Consider the following 21,139-nt stretch of genomic DNA (forward strand, 5'->3'; position numbering starts at 1 on the left):
CGGGTCAGAAGGGCCAGACGCCCTTCAGCGCGTCCTTCCAGTCGAGGTCGACCTCGTCCTTCCAGGAGTCCTTCGGGACGCAGACGGGCCCACCGATCCAACTCTCGACCCATGAGCCGAGGTTCACGGTCCAACAGGCGGGCTGGGGCACCGGCTGCGGCACGGGTTCCGGCTCGGGCTTGGGTTCCGGCTTGGGTTCCGGCTTGGGCTCGGGCTTCGGCTCGGGCTTGGGTTCCGGCTTGGGTTCCGGCTTGGGCTCGGGCTTGGGTTCCGGCTTGGGTTCCGGCTTGGGCTCGGGCTTGGGCTCGGGCTTCGGCTCGGGCTTGGGTTCCGGCTTCGGCTCCGGCTTCGGCTCGGGCTTCGGCTCGGGCTTGGGTTCCGGCTTCGGCTCCGGCTTCGGCTGAGGTGCGGTCGGGTCCGTGGGCTCGGTCGGGTCCGTGGGCCCCGTCGGATCCGTCGGATCCGTCGGATCCACAGGGTCGACCGGATCAGCCGGGTCCACGGGATCCACGGGATCCACCGGGTCCACCGGGTCCACGGGATCAACCGGATCCGTCGGCGAGGTCGGGTCGGTGGGCTCGGTGGGCTCCGTCGGCTCGGTCGGGTCCGTCGGCTCCGTCGGGTCCGTCGGCTCCGTCGGGAGTTCCGGCTCCGTGCCGAACAGCATCTGACGGAACATCTGCGACGACCTCGGATTGTCGTCGCACTGCCAGACGCCGTGCGGGCAGTAATCGGTGATCGTGTGATACAGCGGCTTGTGCTGCTTCATCCACTCCAGCATGCGCCGCATGTATTCGGGGTTGTCGCCGTTCCGGAAGAGACCCCATTCGGGATAGGAGATCAGCTTTCCGTGTTCGGCCGCGAAATCGACCTGCTTCTGGAGCCCGTACGGCTCACTGACGTGCTGATCGAACCGCGAACCCGGCGGCTGGTCGTACGAGTCCATTCCGATGATGTCGACGACGTCGTCGCCCGGGTAGCACTCGGTCCACGGAACGGCGTCGCGGCCCCGGCTGGGATTGAAGTCGAAGCGGAACTCCTGGCCGGGAACGGAGCGCATCGCGGTGACGATCCGGTTCCAGTATTTCTTCCACGCGGTGGGGTCGGGCGCGCAGCGGTGGGTGTAGGTGGTCCCGTTCATCTCCCAGCCGAGGACGACGACGGTGTCGGTCGCGCGGAGCCGTACGAGGCGCTCGGCGAGGGCCTTGAAGTGGTGGTCGTAGTACCCGGCGGCGCCGAGCTGGAGCTGGCGGCGGACCTCGGCGTCGGAGACTCCGGCCTCGTTGCGTTCCAGCATGGGCACGTTGAGGACGAAGAGCCGGTCGGCCTTGGCGTTGCGCCAGTTCGCCCAGGCGTCGAGGAAGCCGGGCGGGCCCTCGATGTTCTTCCAGAGGTCGCCGGGGAGGTAGGTGTGGCCGACGCGGAGTTCGCGTCCGCCGAGCCACCGCTCCAGCTGCGCGATGCGGGAGACCCCGAGGTGACCCGAGTCGAGGAAGGCTCCCATGGCGCTGGAGAGGGACGGTCCCGGCTCGCTCGTCGTCACGGATTCGGCGGCGTGGGCGGGGGACGACAGCACGACTGAGCCCGAGGCGAGGAGACCGGCGGTGAACACCCCCAGCCACACGCTCGAAGTTCTCCGGTGTGTAGCCGCCATGGCCGCTCCTTCGCGTCGTACGCCTTTTGATGGGCCGTCAATCCGATACTCCGAAAGTATTCCTAATGAGCCGACCGTGGACTCGACTCGCCTCTGAGCGGTAGTCCATTAGAGGATTTCATCGCCCAGTTGGGGCACCAGAGATGAAGGGGCATGCCGTGCCGCGCCGTCAGAGTTTCGACGCCAGCGTTCCCACCGTCCTCGTCCGACTCGACCGGAATCCCTTCCATCACGGCACGCTCGGCGCCGCGCGCTCGCTCGGTAGGGCGGGAATTCCGGTCCACGCCGTCGTCGAATCCGGGGCCGGTCCGGCCGCCCGGTCCCGATATCTCCGCTCGACCCACGCGAGCCCCCCGACGGCCTCCGCCGCGGAGCTGGCCGCGCTCCTGAACCGCGTCGCGGACGAGATCGCGGCCGCGGACCGGGACGGGACGGCCGGTGCGACCGGCGACGCGTCCGACGGCACGTCAACTCCCTTTCTCGTCCTCCCCCTGGACGACGTCAGCGCCCTCGCCCTGGCCCGCCGCCGCTCCGAGCTCTCCCCGCGCTTCCTGCTGCCCGCGCAGACCGAGAAGCAGCTGCTCCGGGTCGCGGACAAGGCGGCACTCGCCGAGACCTGCGCGGCCCTGGGCCTGCCCCACCCCCGTACGGAACTCCCGGCCGGCACCGACGAGGCCGCCGCCATGGCCTGGTCGCTCGGCCTTCCGGTGGTCGCGAAGTGGAGCCGCCCCTGGCTCCTCCCGGCCGGCGGCGGACTGCGCAGCACCTCGATCGTGCGGTCGCTCGCCGAGGTGCGGGAGCTGTACGCCCGCACCCCTGAGGCCGGCAGCCGGCTGCTGCTCCAGGAACTACTCCCGGCGGGCCGGGACCTGGACTGGTTCTTCCACGGGTACGTGGACACGGAGGGGCGCTGTCCGACGGGGGCGACCGGCCGCAAGGAGCGGTCCTGGCCGGACGGGGCGGGGCTGACGGCCGTGGGCCGGTGGGCGGTGAACCCGGCCGTGGACCGCACGGCCCGCGAGCTGTTCGAGGCACTCGGCTACCGGGGCGTGTGCGACCTGGACTTCCGGCTGGACCCGACGACCGGCGCGTACCACCTGCTCGACTTCAACCCCCGGCCCGGCGCGCAGTTCCGGCTCTTCACCGACCCGGACGGCCTGGACGTGGTGCGGGCGCTCCATCTGGACCTCACCGGGCGGGCCGTGCCGCCGCACTCCCCCGCGTACGGCCGCCGGTTCGTCGTCGAGAACTACGCGGCCCTCTCGTTCCTCGCCTCCCCGCGCCGCCGGTCCGCCGAGGGGGCCGGGGAGCGGCGGACCGAGTGGGCGTGGTGGGCGGCCGACGACCCGCGGCCCGCGCTCGCGATGGGCCGCGCCTGGCTCGTCCACCTGCTGCGCAAGGCCCTGACGGCGTTCCGCGGGCTGTTCGGGTCGCGCCGGCAGTCGCCCCGGGTGCCCCCGGCCCGCAGCTCCTCCCACCAGCTCACCCCACGATGAAAGCGGACGGCACGATGTCGAAGTCGATGTACGACCTGGTGGTCGTCGGGGCCGGACCCTACGGTCTGTCCGTGGCCGCGCACGCGGCCGCCCACGGGCTGCGCCTGCGGACCTTCGGCCGTTCGATGGAGTCCTGGCACGCCATGCCCTCGGGCATGTTCCTGAAGTCGGAGCCCTGGGCCTCCCATCTCTCCGATCCGGAGGGGGCGTACGGGCTCGACGCCTACGCCGTCACGCGCGGCGTGCGCGCCACGCACGGGGTGCCGCTGCCGGTCGACTTCTTCGCCGCGTACGGCGACTGGTTCGCCCGGCAGGCCGTGCCCGCGCTCGACGAGCGCCTGATCGGTTCGGTCGCGCCCGCCGCCGAGGGATTCGAGGTGCTCACCGAGGACGGCGAGTCCCTCCGTACCCGGACGGTGGCGCTCGCGGTGGGAGTCCTGCCCTTCATGGAGGTCCCCGGGCCGCTGCGCGGACTGCCCCGGAGGTACGTCACCCACTCCAGCCACCACGGCGAGCTCGACCGCTTCGCCGGCCGGGACGTCACCGTCGTCGGGGCCGGGCAGGCCGCCCTGGAGACGGCCGCGCTCCTGGTCGAGCGGGGCGCGGCGGCGGTACGGATCCTCGCCCGCGCGGAGCGACTGCGCTGGAACACCCTGCCCCCGGCCCTCGACCGCGGGGTGTGGCCCGCGCTGCGCGCCCCGCACACGGGGCTCGGCTGCGGCTGGCGGAACAGGCTCTACGCGGACACGCCCGGGGTCTTCCGGCGTCTTCCGGCCGCCACCCGCGAGCGGATCTTCGACTCGGCGCTCGGCCCGGCGGGGGCCTGGTGGCTCCGCGAACGCTTCGCGGCGGTCGGTGACGTCCGCCTGGGGCAGCGGATCACCTCGGCGACGGTGACCGGGGAGGGGCGGCTCCGGCTCGACGTGGCCGGGCCGGACGGGACGACGGTCCTGGAGACCGACCACGTCGTCGCGGCCACGGGTTTCACGCCGAGCCTGGACCGGGCCGGGGTGCTGTCGCCGGAGCTGCGCGGCACGCTGCGGACGGTCGGCTCCGGGGGCGCCCCGGAGGTGGGCGGCCTCTTCGAGTCCTCGTGGCCGGGCCTCTTCCTCGCCGGGCTGCTCACGGCTCCCTCGTACGGTCCCTCGATGCGGTTCGTCTTCGGCGCCGGGTACACGGCGGGCCGTCTGGTGCGAGGGGTGCGGCGGCGGCTGCGGTCGGGGGCCCGGGGCGGGGCGGTGGGGCGGCCCCGTACGGGCGGGCGGGCGCCGGTCTCGGCATGACGCCGGTCTCGGCATGACGGAGGGCCCGCCCCGGAGAGCGGTGCTCTCCGGGGCCGGCCCCGTACCTACGCGCCGCTGTGGACTCAGGCGTTGACGCAGGTGTTGCCGACGGCCGGGTTCAGCAGGCCGATGACGTTCACGCTGTTGCCGCAGACGTTGATCGGCACGTGGATCGGGATCTGGACGACGTTGCCCGAGAGGACACCCGGCGAACCGATCGCCGCACCGTGGGCGTCCGCGTCCGCGAAGGCGGGCGACGCCGCACCCATGGCCATGACGATTCCGGCGACGACGGCCGCAGCCTTCTTACAGTTCATTTCGTCTGGATCCTTTCTGTGACGGATGACATTTCATGAGACACAACGAACATCCCGCAGGAAGGAAACCGCGATATCGACGAGTTCCGTTCTTTCACTCCATTGCGCGCACGGAACAGGGCCGGAGGAAACTCGGCGTTCCCTCCGGCCCTGCCGCGCGCGATACGGATCAGCCGTTGTAGGCGCCGTTCCCGGAGAGGACCGGGATGTCCTCCAGGATGTGCGACAGCGGCTCGTCACCCTTGGCCTGGGTGGAGTTCTCGGTGCACTGCTGGTTCTGCGGGGAGGACAGGACGTTGATGTCCTGGACGGCGACCGGGACGAGGACACCGACGACCGAGCCGACGTTGCCCTTGACCGGGACACCCAGGCAGAGCTTGTTCAGCGAGCCCTGGACGGCCGAGAACTGCGGGCTCATGTCGCCCTTGGTCTTCGAGTTGCCGAACGACTGGTGCGCGCCGTTGCCGCTGAGCGAGGTCGTACCGCCGTCGTCGGCGATGGCGAGCGCCGGGGAGGCCGCCGCAGCAGAAGCGCCGACAACAGAGGCCGTAACAGCCGCAGCCGCCATAATCTTCTTGATCACGGTGATTCCGTTCCTGTTCCCACCAATCGACCTGATTGATGCGACCGGATCAACTGCGCGCGGGGGCTTTGGTTCCGGCGCTTCACCCGTTCGACTGGCCCCCCGTTTCGCGCTGCCGCGTGCGCTCCGCCAACAGGGTGACTGGGCGGAACCCCGGCGTCCGAAGCCAGTTGATCAGGACGCTCCCTGCACGGAGCAGGTTCTAGAAGGGAACTCCCGTGATCAAGAAGGTTATGGCCACCGCGGCCGCGGCCGTCTCCATCGTCGGCGCCACCGCCGCCGTGGCCTCCCCCGCGCTCGCCATCAGCAACGACGGCGGCACCACGTCGCTCAGCGGCAACGGCGCGCACCAGGAGTACGGCAACTCCGCCACGTACGGCAACATGAGCCCGCAGTTCGCGCTCGTCCAGGGCTCCCTGAACAAGCCCTGCATCGGCCTGCCGGCCAAGCTCAACGCCGGTTCGCTCGTCGGCGCGATCCCGATCGCCGTCCAGGACGTCAACGTCCTGTCCTCCCCGCAGAACCAGCAGTGCACCGAGAACTCCACCCAGGCCAAGGGTGACGAGCCGCTCTCGCACATCCTCAGCGACATCCCGGTCCTGTCGGGCAACGGCGTCGGCAACAACTGACGTTCCGCCTTCGCGTAGCGACGATCACACGTCAGGGGCCGCCCTCCGGGGCGGCCCCTTTCGTGTCGGTCCTCCGTGTCGCTACCAGGTCGGCCAGACCGGGGTCGCCATCAGGCGTTCCCACTCCCGGTCCGGCATCCCCGGTACGGTCCGGCCCGCCTGCGCCCACTGAGCGACCAGTGCGGAATAGACCGGGAATGGTGTCCGGTCCGACAGGGGCGGGTCGCTCACATATCGGCTCTTCGGAATGAAGGCCATCCGTTCCCATTTACCGGGATCCGGCGCCATCTTCGCTCCTTCCGCTGCGATTCCCGCATCATTCCACAGGCGCCGCAGGAGAGTGATTCGTCCTGTTCATGTCGCGTCGCGTACCTGTGTGCGAGCGTGATCGAATTACCGTGCGGGCATGAAATACCCGCGTGCACGGCGGCCACGGCGTCCGCTGCTCGTCCCGGCGGCGCTCGCCGCGTTCGCCGCCCTGGCTCCCGGTGCCCTCGCCGCCGCTCCTCCCGGCGCCCTCGCCGCCGCCTCCAGCGATTTCCCCACCCCCGAGGGGGGCCTGAACCTCCTCGTGGTCGGCATCGACACCCGCAAGGGCGTCACCGCGGAGGAGAAGGCGCGCTTCCGGCTCGGGGGCAAGGAGTGCGACTGCACCGACGTGATGATGCTCGTGCACGTCTCGGCGGAGAACGACCGGGTCGACGTCGTGAGCCTGCCGCGCGACTCGCTCGCCTCCTTCCCCGACCAGCACCGCGACCGGCGCACCGGGAAGGTGCACACCGCCCACCAGGCGAAGATCAACGGGGCCTGGGCGGAGGGCGGCTCCTCCTTCACGGTGGAGACGGTCGAGTCGATGACCGGACTGCCCGTCCACCGCTACCTGGAGATCGACTTCCGGCGCTTCATGGACACCGTGGACCGCGTCGACGGCGGGGTGCCCGTCTGTACGGAGAAGCCCCTCAAGGACACCGTCACCGGCATCGACCTGCGGCCCGGGACCAAGCCGGTCGGCGGCGGCGAGGCGCTCCAGTACGTACGGTCGCGGCGGGCGGACGGCCAGATGGACTTCGGCCGGATCCGGAAGCAGCAGAAGTTCGTGGTGAACACCCTGGAACGGCTCCGCGAGGGGATCCTGGGCGACCACACGCGGCTGCGGGACCTCGCGGAGACGCTGCGCGGGACGGCCGCGACCGAGCGGGGGATCTCCACCGGGGAGCTGCTCGTGCTCGCCGCGCGGCTGCGGGGCCTTCCCCCGGACCGCATGACGTTCGCGACCGTGCCCGTACGGGGATTCAACGCCGCCGTCACGGGCGTCGGGTCCACGGTCGGCTGGGACGAGGAAGGGGCGGCGAAGGTCTTCGAGCGGCTGCGCGAGGACCGGCCGCTGCCGGCCGCCGAGGAGGTCGCGCCCAGCGAGATCCCCGCCGCCGCCTACCGGCCCGCACCGGGGGCTTCGCTCATCTGCCCGTAGTCCGTCCGGTGGACTTCGCGGAACCTCCGCCTCCCCGACCAGTTGATCAGCACGGCTCGGCACTCAGCGGGCCAGTATCCGAAAGGCCTGAACAATGAAGAAGCTGTTGGCTACGGCTGCTGTGGCCGCGTCGGTCCTCGGCGCGACGGCGGCGGGTGCCGGACAGGCTCTCGCGATCGCCGACGACGGTGGCACCACCTCGCTCAGCGGCAACGGTGCCCACCAGGAGTTCGGCAACTCGGCCACTCACGGCGACATGAGCCCGCAGTTCGCGCTCGTCCAGGGCTCCCTGAACAAGCCGTGCGTCGGTCTGCCGGCCAAGGTCAACGCCGGTTCGCTCGTCGGGCTCATCCCGATCGCGGTCCAGGACATCAACGTCCTGTCCTCCCCGCAGAACCAGCAGTGCACCGAGAACTCCACCCAGGCCAAGGGTGACGAGCCGCTCTCGCACATCCTCAGCGACATCCCCGTGCTGTCCGGCAACGGCGCCGGCAACAGCTGAGCGACGACGCTCGGCACGGCGCGGCCCCGCCGCCCCTCCTCGGAGGGGTCGCGGGGCCGTCCCCGTTCCGGCGGAGGCCTCAGAGCCTCCGACGGAGCTCGGCCGCGTCGGTGACCGGCGCGTCACAGGTGAAGTGACGGCACACGTACGCGGCGGAACCACCGGCCACCAGCGGGCGGTCCCTCAGCAGCGGGAACTCCTCGCTGTCGGGGGCGCCGCACGCGACCACCGCCCCGGGGGCGGTCGCCGCCAGGGCGGTACGGCGCAGCTCCCGGAAGGTCTCGTCGCCGGGAGCGCCCACCACCGCGATCTCCCTGGGCCCGTCGAGGAGGGCCTCGGAGACGGCCAGGCCCCAGCCGATGAAGCGGGGTGCGCGGGGGCCCAGCGCCTTGACGACGCCGAGGGCTCCCTCGGCGGCGGCGCGGTGGGCGTCCGAGCCGGTGTGCGCGGCGTAGGAGAGCAGCGCGCCGGCGGCGGCGGTCCAGCCGGACGGGGTGGCGTTGTCCGTGGGGTCCTGCGGGCGCCGGATGAGGGCCTCGGCGTCGTGGGCCGTGTCGTACAGCGCCCCGCCCTCGGCGGTGAAGCGGTCGAGGACGATGTCCAGGAGGAAGCCGGCGAAGTCCAGCCAGGCGCCCTCGCCGGTGACGGCTGCGAGGGCGAGGAAGCCCTCGGCGACGTCGGCGTAGTCCTCCAGGACACCCGCGTTGGTACCGGCCCGGCCGTCCTTGGACGTGCGGGTGAGGCGGGCGGACTCGTCCATGTGGACCCGGACGAGCAGGTCGGCGGCCTCGGTGGCGCGCTCGACGAGGTCGGGGCGGTCGAAGAGGGCGCCGGTCTCGGCGAGGGCGGCGATCGCGAGTCCGTTCCAGGCCGCGACGACCTTGTCGTCGCGGCCCGGACGCTCGCGTCCGGCGCGGGCGGCGAGGAGCCGGGCCGCGATCGGGGCGATCCGGTCGGCGTCCGCCACTCCCGCGTCCTGCGGGAGCTGGAGCACGGAGCTGCCGTGCTCGAAGGTGCCGTCCTCGGTGACGCCGTAGTGGGCGGCGGCGAGGGCGGCGTCCTCCGGGCCGAGGACCTCGGTGAGCTGCTCCAGGGTCCACACGTAGAAGGCGCCCTCGACGTGCCTGCCGTCGCCGTCGTCGCTGTCCGCGTCGAGCGCGGAGGCGAAGCCGCCCTCGGGGGTGCGCAGTTCGCGGACGAGGAAGTCGGCGGTCTCCAGGGCGACCCGGCGGGCCAGGTCGCTGCCCGTGGCCTTCCACAGGTGGGCGTACACCCGGCAGAGCAGGGCGTTGTCGTACAGCATCTTCTCGAAGTGGGGCACGACCCAGTCACGGTCGACGGCGTAGCGGGCGAAGCCGCCGGCGAGCTGGTCGTAGATGCCGCCGCGGGCCATCGCCTCGCAGGTGTCGGCGGCCATCTGGAGGGCACCCTCGGAGCCCGTACGGGCATGGTGGCGGAGCAGGAACTCCAGGACCATCGACGGCGGGAACTTGGGGGCGCCGCCGAAGCCGCCGCGGGTCGCGTCGTACTCGCGGGTGAGACCGAGGAGGGCCTGCGCGAGCTCCTCCTCGCCGGGGACGCCGTCGCCGCCGTAGGCGAGGGAGCGGCCCGCGAGGTCCTGGACGATCCGGTCGGCGACCTCGCCGACCTCCTCGCGCCGGTCGGACCAGGCGTCCTTGACGCCCTCCAGGACCTCGGGGAAGGAAGGCATGCCGTGGCGGGGCTCGGGCGGGAAGTACGTACCGAAGTAGAAAGGGGCGGCGTCGGGGGTGAGGAAGACGGTCATCGGCCAGCCGCCCTGGCCGGTGGCGGCCTGGACGGCCTCCATGTAGACGGCGTCGACGTCGGGGCGCTCCTCGCGGTCGACCTTGACGGCGACGAAGTGCTCGTTGACCAGGGCCGCGGTGGCGTCGTCCTCGAAGGACTCGTGTGCCATGACGTGGCACCAGTGGCAGGAGCTGTATCCGACGCTGAGCAGCACGGGGACGTTTCTGCGTCGGGCCTCCTCGAAGGCCTCGGCCGACCACGGCCACCAGTCGACCGGGTTGTCGGCGTGCTGAAGGAGGTAGGGGGAGGTCTCATGGGCCAGTCGGTTCGGCATGGTGCCCATCCTGCCCTGCCGTCCCGGACTCACGCGGGATGCCTCCCCCGTCGGGCCGGGGCCGCGGCCGACAGACCGACAGGACTGGGCCTCACAGGGCAACACACCTAGACCCGGCCGAGGCGGCCGAGGAGGGCGTGCGGGGTTTGGCCCGTGCGGCGCAGGCCCGCCCAGACGCAGCAGATCGCGAGGCACAGCGCGGTCAGGGCCGCGCCCGGGGCGGACGGGATCTCGTTCATCACGAGAGCGCCGAGCAGGACGACGACGAGTCCGTCGAACTGCCACACGAAGACACGGAGGGCGGAGAGGTCGCCCAGCGGCGTGATGACGGGGAGGAGCAGTTCGACGGGCAGGTTCGTCTTCATCTCGCGCAGGAACCTGGCGCCGAGCACGAGCGCCACCGACCCCGCCGCGAGCAGCGCCGCGTCGGCCGGACCGGCGTCCCGGAGCGGCCACCGGGCGAGGACCGTGACACCGCTCGACAGCCCCACGCCGACCGCCACCGCGACGACCGGCCAGGCCAGGGTGCGGGCGAGCGTGCCGCCCCACCCCTCGCCGAGCAGCGGGGCCAGGGTCAGCTCGTCGCGCAGGCCGCGCCAGGTCTCGCCGACCCAGCCGGACCCCCAGTACACACCGGCGGCGCCGACCACGCGGGCCGTCGTCGCCGGGCCGGCGCCCGGCTCCACGACGCCGAGCGTCAGCAGGGCGCCGCCGGCCGGCAGGAACACCGCGGCCGCGGCCGCGCGACCCCGGGTGCGGAGCGCGCGGACCGCTCCCTGGGCGAGGTGGCCGCGCAGGCGGCCGTCCGGACGCGTCAGGGCCGTGGTGAGTCCGCGCGGCTCCGGCCGGTACAGGTCGAGCGCGTGGTGGAGCGTGCCGGTCCAGGCGAAGGTCTGGGCCTCGGCGGCGCGCGCCGACTCGCGTGCGAGCCGGGTGAGATCGACCGTACGGACGGACCGGAAGGCGGAGCGGCCGAGCACGGGCGTGGCGACCGCCAGCACACCGGTGACGAGCCACAGGCCGCCGCCCGGGAGGGCGGACCGGCCGAGCAGCGCCACGGCGACCGCCACGGCGGCCACGGCGGAGGCGAGCAGGACGTTCTCGCGGACCGTCCGGACCTGGCCCCACAGCCATGCCACGGAGGCGACGGCGCCGATGCCCACCGCGACGGCCACGCCCTGGGGGACGAGCCCGCTCCCCGCGTGGTCGAACAGGTCGGTCGCGAGGAACGCCGCCGTGCACACCGCGAGGAGCGTGCCGAACCCCGCGTACGCCAGCCGGCGGCGGGCGATCGTGCCGAGGTACTCCGTCGGGGAGAGGTCGGTGCTCATGAACACGTGCAGCAGGAACGGCTTGAGCACGAGCGGTCCCCAGAACCGGCCGGTGAGCTGGGCGCCCCAGACGGCGGCCGCCGCGACCAGGCACGCCACCGGCGCCGCCGTCCCGGGCGACCCCAGCGAGAGGAGCGCCTCCGAGGTGCGCGCCAGGTGGACGACGGGCGCCACGTAGACGGCGCCGAGGATGACGGTGAGGTAGACGGTGTACGCCAGGTCCCGCGTCGTGGCGCGGTCGCCGCGGTGGGCGTACCGGTGGCGTACGGCGTGGACGCGGTCCCTGGGACCGGCCTCCGCCGCGATGAGGGTGTCCGTCGTCATCCCAGCTCCGTGACGTCGTCGCAGGCCTCCATCACGGCGGCCTCATGGGTGGCGACCAGGAACGACGTGCCCTCTCCGGCGCGCTCGGCGAGCAGGGCGGCGACGAGGCCGACGCGATCGGTGTCGAGGTGCCGTTCGGGCTCGTCGAGCAGGACGACGTCGGCAGGGCGGACCAGGGTCAGCGCGAGGTCGAGGAGCTGGAGCTGGCCGGAGGAGAGCTGTGAGGGAAACCGCTCGCCCAGGGCGGTGAGGCCCAGTCGTCCGATCATCCCGTCGGCGCGCTCGGCGGTCGCCGTCGTGTTGCCGTACCAGGAGGCGGCGACCAGGGTCACCTGCTCGCGGAGGGTCATGTCCCGTGCGACGGGGACGGGTTCGACGAGCGAGGCCACGAGCCGCCGGTGCCGTGGCCGGGCCATGTCGGCGGTCTCGCCCCGCACGAGGACGGCGCCGCCCGTGAGCCTCCGGCTCCCCAGGAAGGCCCGGAGGAGGGTCGTCTTCCCGGAACCGTTGCTCCCGGTGAGGCACCGGAGTTCGCCCGGCATCACCGTGAACGTCGTCGGCGCGAGGAGCGTGGTTCCGTCCAGGACGACCGTGGCGCCCTCCGCGGCGATCGCGGGCACGCCGCTCACGGCCGCGCCGGAACGGCCGTCTTCGCGCGTGAGCGCGCGGAGCGGCGCCCCTTCCCGTACGACCCGTCCACGCCCGTGCCCTCCCGACCCGCGATCCGCGCCACCGGCCGGATCTCCGCCAGCGTAGTCCAGGCGGATCTCCGCCGGACGCGGCGGATTCGGGAACCCCTCGGAGCGGGGCGGGACGGCAACCTCCATGGGGGCGGGGCCACTTCGGCGTCCGCGTGTCCGTCGTGTCACAGCCGGGTCCTCCTTCCTCCGCGCATGTCTCCGTGCCTTCCTCCGCTCTCTCGCGCCGACGCGCGCCGCGCAGCACACTGGGCCGACACGGTTCCGGGGACCGGGACCGTCGGGCACGCGCGGAGGGGGACGCACATGCGGGACAGCCACCGGGCCGAGGCTGAGCGGCTGTTGGAGCGGGTCGTGGAGGAGGAACCGCCGGGTTCCGGGGGCCGGGCGGGGGCGGAGACGCTGCTCGCACGGGGCCGGGCCTCGCTGGACTCCGTGGCGGCAGGCGCGGCCGGGGAGTACGCGGCCTATCTGCGGGCCCTGGAGGAGGCGGAGACCGGGCCGCGCCCCGCCGCGGGCCGTCGCGGCGGAGCCCTGGTCGGCGGACCCGCGCTGGTCGCCGGGGTCGCGGCCGTCGCCGCGGTCGGCGCGGACCTGGCGCTCGGTACGACGGCGGGGACGGCGCTCGGCGCGGGCGCCGTGGTGGCGGTGGCGGGTGCGGCGGCGACCGTGCTCAAGGTGACGTCCGGGCGGGGAGCGGAGGCGGGGGCCGGGGGCCGGCCGGCCGCCGTGGAGGAGGCGCGGTCGCGGTGGCTGGCCGCCCTGGAGGCCCGGGGGGTACGCCCCTTCCTGGAACGGGAACGGGAGCGGGAACGGGAGCGTGCGCGGGAACGGGAGCGGGAGCCTGGAGCGGCGGCTCCCGCCGGTGGCGGCGGGGAGGCCGTCCGCGCCGGTGGCGGTGGCGAGCGGTCGCGGCCGGCCGGGCGCCCCCGGGGTGCCCCGGCGGGCGGGTCGCCCCTGGCGCCCGAGCGGCTGCGCGGGGCCGACCGGAGTGCGGCGGCCCGGCGGCGGGCCGTACTGGAGCGGTCCTTCGGACATCTGCCGGACCCCGGTGGGGACTTCGCGGGGCGGCGGGAGGAGTTGGCCCGGATCACCCGGTGGGTGCGGGCCGGGCGGGCGTCCGCGGCGACCCGGCCGACGGTGGTCCTGCTGCACGGCGAGCCGGGGTCGGGGCGCACGGCGCTCGCCATCCGGGCGGCGCACACGCTGCGCGACCAGTTCCGCGGGGCGTGCGTGGTGGACCTGCGGGGAGACGTCACGGCCCTGCCCGGCGCCGGCGGGGAACGGCCCCTCTCGATCCGGGAGGCGCTGCTGCACCTGCTGAACCGGCTGGGCGCCCCGCGCGAGCGGCTGCTGTTCCGGGAGGGCTCCACGGCGGACCAGCAGGTGCGACGGCTCACGGAGTTGTACCAGCGGCACCTGACCGGTGTGCCGGTGGCGGTGATCCTGGACGACGCCGTGGACGCGGCGCAGGTGCGGGCCCTGTTGCCGGAGCGCTCCGACAGCCTGGTCCTGGTGACCTGCCGGGAGCCGCTGGACCTCGGGGCCGACGCACCGGCCGAGGTGCACGCGCTGCCGGTGGGGGCGCTGGACCCGGTCGGGGCGGAGGAGCTGCTCCGGGCGGCGGCGCGGGGGGCCGGCCCGGGCCCGTACGACGCGGAGGCGTACGCGCGGATCCGGGAGGGGTGCGGCGGGCTTCCGCTGGCGCTGCGGACGGCGGGTTCTCTGCTCGGGCGGCGGCCGGCGGACGAGCTGGCGGCGAAGCTCGCCCGTCCCGGCTGGGGCCCCGATCCCCTCGAACGGGCCCTGAACCTGCGGTACTCGGTCGATCTCGACGGGGACGCCCGGCGCCTCCTCCGGCGGCTCGCGCTGGCCGGGCGGGCCTCGCTCGGCGCGGCCGCCGCCGGCGCGCTGCTCGGCCGGGACGGCCCCGAGGGGGCGCGGCTGCTGCGGGAGCTGGCCGGTGCCGGACTCCTCGACCATGTGCGCGGGGAGCGGTACCGGCTGCACGACGCGGTACGGGGCTTCGCGGCGGCACGGCTCCTGGACGAGGAGGACGCCGCGGAGGTCGCGGCGGCGCAGGAGCGGCTGATCCGGAACTACGCGGAGCTCGCGGACGCGGTGATCCGGATGGTCGACGGGAAGATGTCGACGCGCGCGAACCGCTTCGACGGGCACGGCTTCGGCTCCCTGGAGGCGGCCCTGAGCTGGCTCGACGAGGAGTCAAGCTTCATCACCGCGGCGCTGCGCCACACGGCCGGCGTCGACCAGCAGACCGTGCTCGACCTGCTCGGCGCGCTCTGCGACTACTGCCTGCTGCGGGGCGACCTGTACCGGCTCGGCGAGATCAACGAACTGGTCGTCTCGGTCGGGCAGGGGCAGCTGGCGCGGTCGGTGCAGTGGCGGACCGGTATCGCGGCCCGGCAGATCGGCGAGCTCGACAGGGCGCGGACGACGCTGACCTCGGTCGTCTCCCTCTACCAGGAGGCCCATCAGGACGCGGGGGCGGCGCTCGCGCTCTGCTCGCTCGGCATCACCCTGCACCACCAGGGGCGGCTCGGGGAGGCGGCGGACCGGCTGCGGGAGGCGCTCGCGCTCCAGGAGCCGGAGGCGCTCGCCGCCGACCGGGGCTGGACGCTGCACGCCCTCGCGGCCGTGGAGCGGGACCGGGCGAACCTGGCGGAGGCCGCGGCGCTGCTCGACCGGTCGCTCGCCCTGCACCGGGAGCACGAGTCCCCGCACGGCGAGGCGTGGGCCCACTTCCACCGGGGGCAGGTGCTGCTGCTCCGCGGTGACGTGCCGGGCGCGGAGGCGGAGCTCCGTACCGCGCTCGACGGGTACGGGAGCGTCCACGACGGGCGCGGCGAGGCCTGGGCGCTGACCCAGCTGGCGCGGGCGCGGCTGGTCGCCGGGGACGAGGAGCCCGCCGTCGAGGGGCTGCGGGGCGCGCTCGCCCGGCACCGCGAGCAGGAGGACGCGCGCGGGGAGGCGTGGACGCTGTTCCACCTGGCGCACGCCCTGGAGGAGCGGGGCGACCGGGACGAGGCGGTGCGGGAGCTGGGCCGGGCCCGGACGATGTTCTCGCGGATGCGGGACGTGTACGGCCTGGCGGCCGCCCGGCACCACTCGGGGCGGGTCACCCGCGACCAGCTGGCGGCCCGCACGGGCGGGCTGCGGAACTCGGGCTTCGCCCGGCAGCTGCTCGTGGACGCGCGGGCGGACTTCCACCGGATCGGGGTCGCCCACGGCGAGGCCTGGACCTGTCTGGAGTTGGCGATCATCGACGCGGGCAACGGGCGGGTGCCGCAGGCGCTGGGGCTGTGCGACGAGGCCCGGAGCCTGTTCGGCGGGTACGGCGACCTGCGCGGCGCCGACTGGGCCCGCTTCCTGCGCTGCACCCTGCTGCCGCACGCGGTCCCGGACAGCCCGGAGCCGGGGACGGTGACGGCCCGCGAGGAGCTCGCGGCCCTTGTCGCGGACCGGCATCCGGCCCGCGACCCGCGCCTCGACGACTGCGCCGAGGCATACGGCGTGCTCGTGGAGCGGGGCGTCCGCCCGTCGACGCCGTGGCAGGCCTGGGACCTGGGCATGGTGCCGGACCGGCACGCCCGGGAGGTGCTGGGGGTGCCGGCGGGGTAGGCGTACGGACGCCCCCTGTCCCGTACCGCCGGGGGTACGGGACAGGGGGCGTCGTCGCTACGTGCGGGGGGCGGCCGCGGCAGCCGGGGTCTTCGCGGCGGCCTCCGGGTCCGGGGCCTCCTCGAAGTCGACCTTGCCCATGTGGCGGTTCATCGACTTCATCAGCTGCCAGACGGCCAGGGCCATCACCGCGAAGACGACGAAGCCGAGGACGCCGGGTGTCACCTTGTTCTTGTCCAGCTCTTCGGCGGCGAAGGGGACAAGCTGGGTCAGTGCCAGGTGTGCGCTCATGTCAGGCATTGTCGCGGATGCCCGCGAAGAGATCTTCCTCGGGGAGGGAGGTCGGGACCAGCGCCTTGCTGAGCTCGTACTCCTCCGTCGGCCAGACCTCCTTCTGGAGCTCCATCGGGACCCGGAACCAGCCGCCGTCGGGGTCGATCTGGGTGCGGTGGGCGATCAGGGCCTTGTCGCGGATCTCGAAGAACTCGGCGCACGGCACGTACGTGGTCAGCGTCCGCTCCTTGCGCTCGAACTCCTTCCAGCGCTCCAGCCACTCCCCGTACGGCGACTCCAGGCCGCGGGCGAGCAGCGCCTCGTGCAGGGCGGTGGTGCGGGGACGGTTGAAGCCCTGGTTGTAGTAGAGCTTCAGCGGCTGCCAGACCGGGCCGAACTCGCTCTCCGGGAACTTCGCGGCGTCGCTCGCCCCGTCGAAGGCCACCATCGTGATCTTGTGGGTCATGATGTGGTCGGGGTGCGGGTACCCGCCGTTCTCGTCGTAGGTCGTGACGACCTGCGGACGGAAGGAGCGGATCTTGCGGACCAGCTCACCGGCCGCCTTGTCGACGTCCTCCAGGGCGAAGCAGCCCTCGGGGAGCGGGGGCAGCGGGTCGCCCTCGGGCAGGCCCGAGTCGACGAATCCCAGCCATTCCTGGGAGACGCCGAGGATCTCGCGGGCCTCGTCCATCTCCTTGCGGCGCACCTCGTGGATGTTCGCCTCGATGTAGGGGTCGCCCTGGAGCTGGGGGTTGAGGACCGAGCCGCGCTCGCCGCCCGTGCACGTCACCACCATGACGTCCACCCCCTCGGACACGTACTTGGCCATCGTGGCCGCACCCTTGCTCGACTCGTCGTCGGGGTGGGCGTGAACGGCCATCAGTCGCAGCTGGTCAGTCAAGACTCGATCCTCAGTGATTCGACGCGGAGGGTGGTCTCTATAGTGACGGAATCGGGGGAGTGAAAATTCCGCCACCCCCGGCTTCGAGAGGATCCAGCATGAGCGCGGTGCGAGAGCAGCTGCCCGAAGGGCGCTACGGGCGCTCCGCGGACGAGGCCGCCGACCGCAAGCTCAGGTTCATCGGCGCCGTGCTCGGTGTCCTCTTCCTCGGCGTCCTCGGCTGGTTCGGCTGGTACTACGTCGTCGACAGCAGGATCAGCGCCGAGATGATCAAGTTCGACGTGGTGAGCCCCACCGAGGTGCAGGTGCACCTGGAGGTCCGCAAGGACGAGGGCGTCAAGGGTGTCTGCACCCTCCGCTCGCGCGCCGAGGACGGCGTCGAGGTGGCTCGCAAGGACGTCCGGATCGACGACCCCGCGACGAGGGTCGACAGCGTGTTCACGCTCCGTACGACCGCCCACGCGACGAGTGCCGAGCTCGTGGGGTGTACGGCACGGTAGCGGTGGGTAGGGACCGGGTGTCGAGCCCGGGCGAGTCACCGCGGTGACCTGGTGTGACGCCATCCCGATGGTTATGTCCTCCCGCTTTTCGCCACTCATTGTTAGGCTCGTGGTTTCGCCCACCCGGGACAGCACCGCTCTCCCGTGTAGGGCGATGCTTTGTATTCCCAGTACCTACGAGGAGCACCCGTGACCCAGACCAGCGACAACGTCACCTGGCTCACCCAGGAGGCGTACAACAAGCTCAAGGACGAGCTTGAGTACCTGTCTGGTCCCGCGCGTACCGAGATCACCGTCAAGATCGCCGCGGCACGCGAAGAGGGCGATCTGCGCGAGAACGGCGGGTACCACGCGGCGAAGGAGGAGCAGGGCAAGCAGGAGCTCCGGATCCGCCAGCTCACCCAGCTGCTCCAGCACGCCAAGGTCGGCGAGGCCCCGGCGGACGACGGCGTCGTCGAGCCCGGCATGGTCGTCACGATCGCCTTCGACGGCGACGAGAACGACACCATGACCTTCCTGCTCGCCTCCCGCGAGTACGCGAGCGGTGACATCGAGACCTACTCGCCGCAGTCGCCGCTCGGCGTCGGGGTCAACGGCAAGAAGGCCGGTGACGACGCCCAGTACGAGCTGCCGAACGGCAAGAAGGCCGCGGTGAAGATCCTCAGCGCGAAGCCGTACACCGGCTGAGCCACCCGCGTTCGACGAAGGGCCGGTCCCCCGGGGGACCGGCCCTTCGCGCTGCCCGTCCGTCACCGACTGCCCACGGGGCGCACTGCATGCACATGTAATGATGCGGCCTGACATCGCGTCACACGGGGGAGGGCGAAGTGCTGGGACCGCTGGGCGCGGGGGCGCCACGCAGGATCGGACCGTACGAGGTGCTCGCCCGGCTCGGCGCGGGCGGCATGGGCGAGGTGTTCCTGGGACGGGACGACGGGGAGCCGGGCGTCGTCGCGGACGGGCCGACGGGGCCGGGGGACGGTTCGGGGCACGGTTCGAGGGACGGTTCGGGGGCCGGGTCGGCGGGCGCCGGGGACGGTTCGGGGCACGGCGCCTCCGGCGGCCGGGCCGAGGGCGGGCCCGCGCGCGGGACCTTCGTCGCCGTGAAGACCGTGCGGCGGGACGTCGCCGGAGACCCCGCCTTCCGCGACCGGTTCCGCCGCGAGATCCGGGTCGCCGCGCTCGTCGACAGCCCGTACGCCGCCGCCCCGCTCGGCGGCGACGCCGACGCCGCGACCCCCTGGCTGGCCACCGCGTACGTCCCCGGCCCCAGCCTCTCCCAGGCCGTACGGCGCGGCGGCGCACTCCCCGTCGCGACCGTCCGCGCACTCGGCGCCGACGTCGCCCGCGCCCTCGCCGACCTGCACCGGGCCGGGGTCCTGCACCGGGACCTCAAGCCCGGCAACGTCATGCTCTCCGTCGACGGCCCCCGCCTCATCGACTTCGGCATCGCCCGCAGCAACACCGCCACCACCATGACCGCCACCGGCCTCATGGTCGGCACCCCCTCCTTCATGTCCCCCGAGCACGTGGCCGGCGCCCGGCGGGTGACCACCGCCTCCGACGTCTTCTGCCTCGGCTCGCTGCTCTGCTACGCGGCGACCGGCGAGGACCCCTTCGGCGACGGGCCGCTCGCCGCCGTCCTCTACCGGGTCTCCCAGGCCGAGGCCGACCTCACCCGGGTCCCCGAGGAGCTGCGCGGGACCGTCGCCGCCTGTCTGGCCCTGGACCCGGCGGAGCGGCCCACCCCTGAGGCGCTCGTGGAACTGCTCGGCGGCGGCACGCCGAAGTTCTTCCCGTGGCCGGAGGGCGTACGGGACCACATCGGCGAGTACGGGACGGAGCTGGCGCAGCTCGTCGCCTCCGGCGGGCCGCTCCTGGAGGCCGCCCCGGCGGCACCGGGGCCGGTCGTCACACCCGCCGTACCCGGGCTGCACTCCGTACCGACGCAGGTGCCGGGCCCGTCGGCCGACGGGCCCGCCGCTCCCGCGCGGGGCCGGCGCCGGGGGCGGCTGGTCGCGGGAATCGTGGCCCTGGCCGTCGTGGCGGGCGGGGTCGGCGCGTACGTCCTGTGGCCCGAGGAGGAGACGAGGAAGCCGCAGGCCCCGGCGAAGGCCGCGCCGCCCGCCGCGCCCCGGATCCCCGGCGTCGACGACCGGGGTCTCGCCGACGCCTCCGGAGTCGTCCCGCAGAACGCGGCCCAGCGGCCGGCCGGCTGGAAGCCCTGGCGGGGGAAGCTGAGCGCCCCGGCGTTCGGCTGCTCGGCCGGGGAGAAGGTGCTGGTGTGCCGGATGACGGACGGGCGGTACGAGGCGCTGGACCCGGCGAGCGGGGAGAAGCTGTGGGACGCGGACCTCGTGGAGGACCCGCGCGACAACATGAGCTTCATCGGCCCCAGCGGCGCGATCTTCGTGGCGGGCGGCACCAGTCTCCCCAGCGTCCACGACACGTCCGTCGCGCTGTTCTCCGGAGGACGCCTCCAGGTCCGGGACGCCCGCGGCGGCGCCGTGCGCTGGGAGAAGAAGATCGACGCCGGATCCAAGATGCTCACCCAGCCCATCGTGGCCGACGGCCTGGTCTTCGCTCCCACCGGCGACGAGACCAGCGGCAGGATGGCGGCCTACGCGCTGGCGGACGGCGAGGAGGTGTGGGCCAAGGCGCTCACCAACGCCGATCTGTCGAGAGCGGAGTACCGCGACTTCGAGCCGGTCTCGTACGCGAACGGTCTGGTGTACGCGATGAGCGACGCCGGTTTCGTGGCGTACGACGCGAAGACGAGCCAGCAGCGCGGCCAGGTGCCGCCGACGGCCGAGGCCTGCGACCGGCTGCTCGTCCGGGGGCGGTACGCGTACTGCGCGACGATCGACCCGAACAACACGGACCTGCTGGTGCTCCACCGCCTGGACGCCACGACCCTCGCCCTGGTGGGCGGCGGGCCGCTCGCGGTGCCCGCCGCCGTCGCGGCGACAAGCGCGTGGCCGACCGCCGCGTCCGCGCGCTCGGCCGTCCTCCTCGACCGGGGCCCCATGCGCTGGGCCGACGGGGGCGGCACGGGAGAGCCCGGTGGTGTGTTCGTCCTCGCCCCGGCCACCGGCGAGCTCCTGGGCCGGTACCCGGCATCCCCGCGCTCCACCGCGGACGGCAGGCGGCAGCTCGTCTCCGACCCGCTGATCGCGGGCGACGCCCTGGTGTACGCGGACTTCTCGGCCCTGCACGTGGTGCCGCTGGGCAAGGACGGCAAGCCCGGCAAGGAGCGTGTCCTGCCGCTGCCTGGGGCGCCGGGACCACGGGCCGAGGCGACGTACGACCGCTCGGGCGGGACCTATCTGGACCAGGAGATCCGCCCGCCGTCGGTGCTGCCGATCGGCGGCGTGGCCCACGTCGTGTTCGACACGGGGACCGTCGTCTCGGTCGCGCTCCCCGGCGATAAGGAGTAG

General features: G+C 73.4%; 17 protein-coding genes. 9 read left to right on the forward strand and 8 right to left on the reverse strand.

Going from position 1 to position 21,139, the window contains the following annotated elements; translation table 11 throughout:
* Nucleotides 1-4: 4 nt before the first annotated feature.
* Nucleotides 5-1,654 carry a glycoside hydrolase family 26 protein gene (locus tag ACRRSS_RS30870; RefSeq protein ID WP_435974328.1) on the reverse strand — a complete coding sequence of 550 codons (1,650 nt, stop codon included), beginning with the start codon at nt 1,652-1,654 and terminating at the stop codon, nt 5-7.
* A gap of 158 nt (nt 1,655-1,812) precedes the next feature.
* On the opposite strand from ACRRSS_RS30870, the gene ACRRSS_RS30875 reads away from it, so the two are divergent.
* Together ACRRSS_RS30875 and ACRRSS_RS30880 are read left to right on the forward strand one after the other, a co-directional pair.
* Entirely contained in the window at nt 1,813-3,150 is a 1,338-nt protein-coding gene (locus tag ACRRSS_RS30875) for an ATP-grasp domain-containing protein (RefSeq protein WP_435974329.1), read from the forward strand.
* 26 nt (nt 3,151-3,176) lie between these two features.
* Nucleotides 3,177-4,433: an FAD-dependent oxidoreductase gene (locus ACRRSS_RS30880; RefSeq protein ID WP_435975461.1), complete on the forward strand. Its 1,257-nt coding sequence runs from the start codon at nt 3,177-3,179 to the stop codon at nt 4,431-4,433.
* Nucleotides 4,434-4,516: 83 nt separating this feature from the next.
* On the opposite strand, the gene ACRRSS_RS30885 is transcribed toward ACRRSS_RS30880, so the two are convergent.
* On the reverse strand, nt 4,517-4,750 hold the full coding sequence (locus tag ACRRSS_RS30885; protein WP_435974330.1) for a chaplin: 234 nt from the start codon (nt 4,748-4,750) through the stop codon (nt 4,517-4,519).
* A 169-nt stretch (nt 4,751-4,919) separates the two neighbouring features.
* Nucleotides 4,920-5,333, reverse strand: a complete 414-nt coding sequence (locus tag ACRRSS_RS30890) for a rodlin (protein ID WP_435974331.1) — start codon at nt 5,331-5,333, stop codon at nt 4,920-4,922.
* Between the two features lie 218 nt (nt 5,334-5,551).
* Here ACRRSS_RS30890 and ACRRSS_RS30895 point away from each other — a divergent pair, with 218 nt between their 5' ends.
* The 3 genes from ACRRSS_RS30895 to ACRRSS_RS30905 all read left to right on the forward strand — a co-directional run bounded on the left by ACRRSS_RS30895 (nt 5,552) and on the right by ACRRSS_RS30905 (nt 7,935).
* Nucleotides 5,552-5,962: a rodlin gene (locus ACRRSS_RS30895; RefSeq protein WP_351899704.1), complete on the forward strand. Its 411-nt coding sequence runs from the start codon at nt 5,552-5,554 to the stop codon at nt 5,960-5,962.
* 406 nt (nt 5,963-6,368) lie between these two features.
* Complete coding sequence (locus ACRRSS_RS30900; RefSeq protein ID WP_435974332.1) at nt 6,369-7,433, forward strand: LCP family protein; 1,065 nt, start codon at nt 6,369-6,371, stop codon at nt 7,431-7,433.
* 94 nt (nt 7,434-7,527) lie between these two features.
* The gene (locus ACRRSS_RS30905; protein ID WP_435974333.1) at nt 7,528-7,935 is read left to right on the forward strand and encodes a rodlin; all 408 of its coding nucleotides are present in this window, start codon (nt 7,528-7,530) and stop codon (nt 7,933-7,935) included.
* Between the two features lie 79 nt (nt 7,936-8,014).
* Here the strand turns inward: ACRRSS_RS30905 and ACRRSS_RS30910 are convergent, their stop codons facing one another.
* The 3 genes from ACRRSS_RS30910 to ACRRSS_RS30920 all read right to left on the reverse strand — a co-directional run bounded on the left by ACRRSS_RS30910 (nt 8,015) and on the right by ACRRSS_RS30920 (nt 12,320).
* A complete protein-coding gene (locus ACRRSS_RS30910) occupies nt 8,015-10,036 on the reverse strand; it encodes a thioredoxin domain-containing protein (RefSeq protein ID WP_435974334.1) in 2,022 nt (673 codons plus the stop codon).
* 107 nt (nt 10,037-10,143) lie between these two features.
* Nucleotides 10,144-11,691 carry a hypothetical protein gene (locus ACRRSS_RS30915; protein ID WP_435974335.1) on the reverse strand — a complete coding sequence of 516 codons (1,548 nt, stop codon included), beginning with the start codon at nt 11,689-11,691 and terminating at the stop codon, nt 10,144-10,146.
* Complete coding sequence (locus ACRRSS_RS30920; protein WP_435974336.1) at nt 11,688-12,320, reverse strand: ABC transporter ATP-binding protein; 633 nt, start codon at nt 12,318-12,320, stop codon at nt 11,688-11,690. The genes ACRRSS_RS30915 and ACRRSS_RS30920 overlap by 4 nt, the downstream gene beginning before the upstream one ends.
* Nucleotides 12,321-12,695: 375 nt before the next feature.
* On the opposite strand from ACRRSS_RS30920, the gene ACRRSS_RS30925 reads away from it, so the two are divergent.
* A complete protein-coding gene (locus tag ACRRSS_RS30925; protein WP_435974337.1) occupies nt 12,696-16,028 on the forward strand; it encodes an AAA family ATPase in 3,333 nt (1,110 codons plus the stop codon).
* 57 nt (nt 16,029-16,085) lie between these two features.
* On the opposite strand, the gene ACRRSS_RS30930 is transcribed toward ACRRSS_RS30925, so the two are convergent.
* Both ACRRSS_RS30930 and mca read right to left on the reverse strand, forming a co-directional pair.
* Nucleotides 16,086-16,319 (reverse strand): hypothetical protein, encoded by a 234-nt coding sequence (locus ACRRSS_RS30930; protein ID WP_435974338.1) that lies wholly within the window; start codon nt 16,317-16,319, stop codon nt 16,086-16,088.
* Between the two features lies 1 nt (nt 16,320).
* Entirely contained in the window at nt 16,321-17,202 is an 882-nt protein-coding gene (gene mca, locus ACRRSS_RS30935) for a mycothiol conjugate amidase Mca (protein ID WP_435974339.1), read from the reverse strand.
* A 98-nt stretch (nt 17,203-17,300) separates the two neighbouring features.
* Here mca and ACRRSS_RS30940 point away from each other — a divergent pair, with 98 nt between their 5' ends.
* The 3 genes from ACRRSS_RS30940 to ACRRSS_RS30950 all read left to right on the forward strand — a co-directional run bounded on the left by ACRRSS_RS30940 (nt 17,301) and on the right by ACRRSS_RS30950 (nt 21,139).
* The gene (locus ACRRSS_RS30940) at nt 17,301-17,702 is read left to right on the forward strand and encodes a DUF4307 domain-containing protein (RefSeq protein ID WP_435974340.1); all 402 of its coding nucleotides are present in this window, start codon (nt 17,301-17,303) and stop codon (nt 17,700-17,702) included.
* A 189-nt stretch (nt 17,703-17,891) separates the two neighbouring features.
* Nucleotides 17,892-18,389, forward strand: a complete 498-nt coding sequence (greA, locus tag ACRRSS_RS30945) for a transcription elongation factor GreA (RefSeq protein WP_351899724.1) — start codon at nt 17,892-17,894, stop codon at nt 18,387-18,389.
* Between the two features lie 140 nt (nt 18,390-18,529).
* Nucleotides 18,530-21,139, forward strand: coding sequence for a protein kinase domain-containing protein (locus ACRRSS_RS30950; RefSeq protein WP_435974341.1), 2,610 nt, complete (start codon nt 18,530-18,532; stop codon nt 21,137-21,139).

Source organism: Streptomyces sp. Qhu_M48 (assembly GCF_051305195.1).
Classification (GTDB): Bacteria; Actinomycetota; Actinomycetes; order Streptomycetales; family Streptomycetaceae; genus Streptomyces.